4 protein-coding genes are annotated in these 5,001 nt (G+C 60.5%); 2 read left to right on the top strand and 2 right to left on the bottom strand.

The window, feature by feature from the left end; genetic code table 11:
• Positions 1-843: 843 nt before the first annotated feature.
• Both JWR14_RS19820 and JWR14_RS19815 read right to left on the bottom strand, forming a co-directional pair.
• On the bottom strand, positions 844-1,074 hold the full coding sequence (locus JWR14_RS19820) for a tautomerase family protein (protein ID WP_299710094.1): 231 nt from the start codon (positions 1,072-1,074) through the stop codon (positions 844-846).
• Positions 1,075-1,334: 260 nt separating this feature from the next.
• Positions 1,335-2,258, bottom strand: coding sequence for a LysR family transcriptional regulator (locus tag JWR14_RS19815; RefSeq protein WP_299710092.1), 924 nt, complete (start codon positions 2,256-2,258; stop codon positions 1,335-1,337).
• A 126-nt stretch (positions 2,259-2,384) separates the two neighbouring features.
• Here JWR14_RS19815 and JWR14_RS19810 point away from each other — a divergent pair, with 126 nt between their 5' ends.
• Both JWR14_RS19810 and JWR14_RS19805 read left to right on the top strand, forming a co-directional pair.
• A complete protein-coding gene (locus tag JWR14_RS19810; protein ID WP_299710096.1) occupies positions 2,385-3,392 on the top strand; it encodes a zinc-binding alcohol dehydrogenase family protein in 1,008 nt (335 codons plus the stop codon).
• 197 nt (positions 3,393-3,589) lie between these two features.
• Entirely contained in the window at positions 3,590-4,837 is a 1,248-nt protein-coding gene (locus tag JWR14_RS19805) for an MFS transporter (RefSeq protein ID WP_299710090.1), read from the top strand.
• Positions 4,838-5,001 lie beyond the last annotated feature (164 nt).

Raw genomic sequence — 5,001 nt, 5'->3', positions numbered from 1 at the left:
CGGGTCTCGGTCTTAGCATGGTCTCAGCGGTGATCCAGGTCCACAACTTCACCATGAAGATCGGCAATGCAGAGCCTGGCACTCGCGTGACCATAGAGTGCTGGTCGTGAACGCTCGATTGAACCGCGTCAGTTCGCTTACCTACCTATTCGCTCACTAAGCTCGACATTCGATCTGCAGCAAGTACATGGCAAACACCAGACGACAGCCGCCTCCTTCGGGTAGCACAAGAAAGCGCCTGAGCAAATCAGCGCTGTTGCCGATGACGGCAAGGTCTGCGCGAGACCTGTCTTTGACGTACCATCTCGCGCTGGCGGTTTGTCGTCGCAAGAACGGAAGTTCGTACTTGATTAATCAATTAGCCCGCGCCGTCTATAGGACGTATTACCTTCAACGCGCGGGATTTGGATGCGTGCCGCTACAGTGTTATGAGCGCGCTGAAGCCGCGCTAGAAAATTGTATGGTGTTCGGTTCGAAGACGGGAACGTGGGGTATCTGTGCCGAGGACGCATCTGCAATCGCGCAGCTGCTTGGGTTGCACGATCACCAACTCGACACTGCCCCGTTGCATCAGGTTGTCGACGCGGAAAGGCAACTACGGCTTTTTGTGGCGAGCAATGCCGCGTCGCCCCTGACTAAGCGGTCGGCCAAATGAACAACCAGATTTCCAGCGGCGGCGACGATCGTGGCGAGTCCTTTCGCAACTCATGACGTAAAACGAGGGCAGACGAGCAGTTCTATTCGATGGTTAGGTTAGCGGTCTTCGTCATTTCGGCGTCTGCTCATATAGACGGACGTGAGCGAGGCTTTGCGCCGACGTGGAAGCGCGTCCGCCATACGGATTCAAGACGTGCGCTGCCGCTCGCTGAACGTAATGCCGCCTCTTGACTTGGAGTCCGGTGAAGACTCCACGATCTGCACGACAACCTGTTCGGCGGCAACTCCAAAGCTGTCAACCACAGCTTTGGTAATCCCCGTCATTAGCGCTTTCTTTTGCTCGGCTGAGCGCCCTGCTACTGCGTAAACAATGACTTCCGGCATAACGTTCTCCAGCGGGTTGGCAAGGAATTGCATCTGCAATCATAGCGGCACCGCACGGCGTGCGCTTGAGTCCGTGCTATAGAAGCACCGCGTGAATGTGACCGGCCTTTTTCACGAAATTCCTTCGTGTAGGTGGCCTTGGAGATTGGTTCACCAATACCTCACTCATGCCTGACTGACTGGTGTCGGCAAGTTGCCCAAAGTTTTGAACGAAGTTTCGACGCCCATTTCGCCTTGCTCTCGCTTGCCTGCGCTGTAATCTGTCCGAGGTTTGTTAAGTAATTTTGTTTGCGTCACCAAGGCCCGACCGCCGGCAACTGCGCCGTAAGCATCGATACGCGCTCTTTCAGCACTTCATGCAGTTGCCGGATCGCAGGAAAGAACTGCTTGCGATGCGTGCAGATGAGGTTCAGCGGCGCCGCCTCGCCAGGCTGCTCGGGCATCAGCACTTCGAGTCGGCCCGCCCGCACGTCGGCGCACACGTCGAGCCACGATTTGTATGCAATACCCTGGTCCTCGATCGCCCAGGTCCGTGCCACGTCCGCGTCGTCGCAAAAGAGCGATCCGGTAACAGCGACCTGGCGGAGCTCGCCCGCCACCGGGAACACCCATTTATCGTAGACCCGGCCGCCCATGACATAGAGCAGGCAGTGGTGTACCGCCAGTTCGTCCAGCGTGCGCGGCCGCCCATGCCGTTGCAGATAGCCGGGAGACGCGACGAGCACACGCCGATTGTCGCTGGCAAGCGGTAGCGCGACGTAGCTCGCGTTATCGGCGCGGCCGTAGCGGATGGCGATCTCGACCGGATCGCGAAACATGTCGGTCAGTTGATCGGACAAAAAGAGCCGCACCGACAGCTTCGGGTGCGCCTCGCGAAACGCAGTGATCCAGGGCAGCAGAACATTGCGGCCCAGATCCGACGGCGCGGTGATCTGCAGAAGCCCCTGCAGCGCATCCGCCTCGCCACGCAGGCGCTCCCGCCCCTCCTGCAATGTCGCGAGCACCTCGTTTGCGTACGGCAGATATTCCTCGCCTTGGGCAGTAAGGCGCAGGCTGCGCGTCGAGCGCGCAAACAAACGAACGTCGAGCTCGCGCTCGAGCCTCTGAATGGCCGCGCTGACCTGACCCGGTAGGAGGTCCGCTTCGCGGGCGGCGTTCGAGAAGCTGCCGAGCGCGGCGGTCCGCACGAACAGCGTCAGGTCGTCAAACCGGATCATTTTCATTCCTGTAGTGAAAGTTTTACCCGATTCTCCCTGTTTTTCGCGCTGCTTGTGCAGTGCATCATTAAAGTTTGCCCGTGTCGCCAAAGCGGCTCGCCCTTGAACACCACGCCAATGACGCAGATGAAAGCTATCGTTTATGATCAGCACGGGCTGTCGATCGAAGATCCACGCGCACTCTACGAAACGGAATTGCCGAAGCCTGAGCCGGGGCCGCGCGATTTGCTCGTGAAGATTCGCGCCATCGCCGTGAACCCCGTCGACACCAAGGTCCGTGCGGGAATGCTCGGTGACCCGCCGCGCTTGCTCGGGTGGGATGCCGCCGGGACGGTCGAGGCCGTCGGCGAGGCCGTCACGCTGTTCAAGGTCGGCGACGACGTGTATTACGCCGGTTCGGTCGCCCGCCCCGGTGCCTATGCCGAGTACGGCGTCGTCGACGAGCGCATCGCCGGTCATCAACCCACCACACTCGATCACGCGCATGCCGCCGCGTTGCCACTCACTTCGGTCACGGCCTGGGAGCTGCTCTTTGATCGCCTCTGTGTTGCCGAGGGCGGGGGCGACGGCGATGCGCTCCTGGTCATCGGCGCGGCTGGCGGTGTCGGCTCGATTCTTGTTCAGCTCGCGCGGCAACTAACGAAGCTGCGAGTGATCGGCACGGCATCGCGACCGCAGACGCAAGAGTGGGTTCGCGAGTCTGGAGCGCACGACGTCATCGATCACACGCGCCCGCTGGAAGAAGAGCTGCGCCGGATCGGCGTTACGCAGGTGCGCTATGTCGCAAGCCTCACGCATACCGAAGCGCGCTATGCGCAGATCATCGAGGTGCTCGCGCCGCAAGGCAAGCTTGGTGTCATCGACGATCCGAAAACGCTCGACGCGATGCCGCTCAAATTGAAGGCGATCTCGCTGCACTGGGAACTCATGTTCACGCGATCTTTATTCGAGACGCCGGATATGATCCGCCAGCATGAGATCCTTGAGCGCATCGCCGCGCTGATCGACGCAGGCACGCTGCGTACGACGCTCGGCGAGCATTTCGGGGCGATCAACGCCGACAACCTGCGGCGCGCTCACGCACTCATCGAAAGCAATCGCGCGCGCGGCAAGATCGTTCTCGAAGGGTTTTGAGTCTGCCGCCGATACCTTTATGAGAGGCACGCGCTTCGCACGTCATCGTCGGGGGCCCCTCTTATCCCCGCGCGTTTAGGAAGATCGGATCGCGTCGCCTCTTCATTAAAACGGCTCTGGAAACAGAGCTTTTTTTCATTGATGCGCGGCGGCCGTCCCAACATTAGATCGCACATACCTGGACCGAAAGCAGCATCATGATGATCGAAAATAATCAGCCGGCAGATAGCCATTCGCCGGGCAATGGCGACGTGTCTCCTTTGCGCTCGTGGTTGGCGGTGGGGTCCGTGACGATCGGCGCATTTGCGTTTGTCACAACGGAGTTTTTGCCCGTCGGTCTGTTGCCGCAGATTGCACGGGATCTCGGCGTCATGCCCGGCACAGCGGGGCTGATGGTCACCGTTCCTGGCGTCATCGCCGCTATTTCGGCTCTAGGGATGATGCTGGGCGCCGGATGCATCGACCGGCGCCATATCTTGCTGATGCTGTCGGTATTGCTGCTGGTGTCCAATCTCATATCAGCTTTCGCGCCCAGCTTCGCGTTCATGCTGCTGGGTCGGGCGATACTCGGCGCGAGTCTGGGCGGTTTCTGGACCCTTGCGCTGGCAGCGGCGGCACGGCTGGTGCGGCCCCACGACGCCGCCAGGGCGACGGCCGCGATCCTGACGGGGGTGACATGTGCAACGGTGATCGGTGTGCCGCTCGGCACGTTCATCGCCGGCCTGGCGTCGTGGCGCGCGTCGTTCATGGTAACCAGCGTGCTGGTGGCCGTTGCGCTGGCCGCGCAGGCGGTCCTGATCCCTTCGTTGCCGTCGCGTGCGGCTTTACGCGTTGCTGATCTGGCCGCGCTACTGCGCCGTGCCCATCCGCGTAGAAGTTTGCTGATGGTCGCACTGATCTTCGGCGCCCACTTCTCGTCGTACACCTATATTGCGCCGTTCCTGCTACAAAACGCCAGCTTCAGCTTGTCCAGCATTACCTGGCTGTTGCTCGGTTTCGGCTTCGTCGGGTTCGTGTCCAACTTCGCCTTCTCCGCGATCGTCACACGCAATCTGAAAACGTCGCTCGTGACGGTGGTATCGTTGCTCATGCTTGCATTATTGAGCATGCCGCTGCTGCGGCATTCCGAGCCTGCGGTCATGGTTATGGTACTCGTGTGGGGTATCGCATTCGGCGCCATGCCGCTGTGTCTCAGCGTTTGGATGCAACTCGCGACTCCCGATCTTCCCGAGGCGGGATCGGCGCTGTTCGTCAGCATCATTCAGGTCGCCATCGCTGTCGGCTCGCTGATCGGCGGCACGGTGGTCGACCAGGTCGGCATTCCCGCCGATTTCTGGTTCGGCAGTGCGCTAGCTCTCCTGGGTCTGGCGGCAATCGCTAGTTTCGGCGGGAGCGGAAAGACCTCCGCCAATGCTGAGCTCACGCGACAGGTGCAATCAGAATAGTGCATGGTGGGTGCGCGCTCGGGTTATTTACTTCCCGTCTGCGCGCGCGGGTCTTTACGCTGGGTGTCGCTTTGAAATGCTGCGCATAGCGGCGGGAGCGCCCTGCATGAAACGGGTAATCGCAGCCTCGATGATTCCGTCAAGGTCATCTGGAACTGGCATGT

The organism is Caballeronia sp. (assembly GCF_028292365.1).
Classification (GTDB): Bacteria; Pseudomonadota; Gammaproteobacteria; order Burkholderiales; family Burkholderiaceae; genus Caballeronia.
Note: the sequence above shows the minus strand (reverse complement) of the source record. Positions and strands in the feature narration are given on the sequence as shown.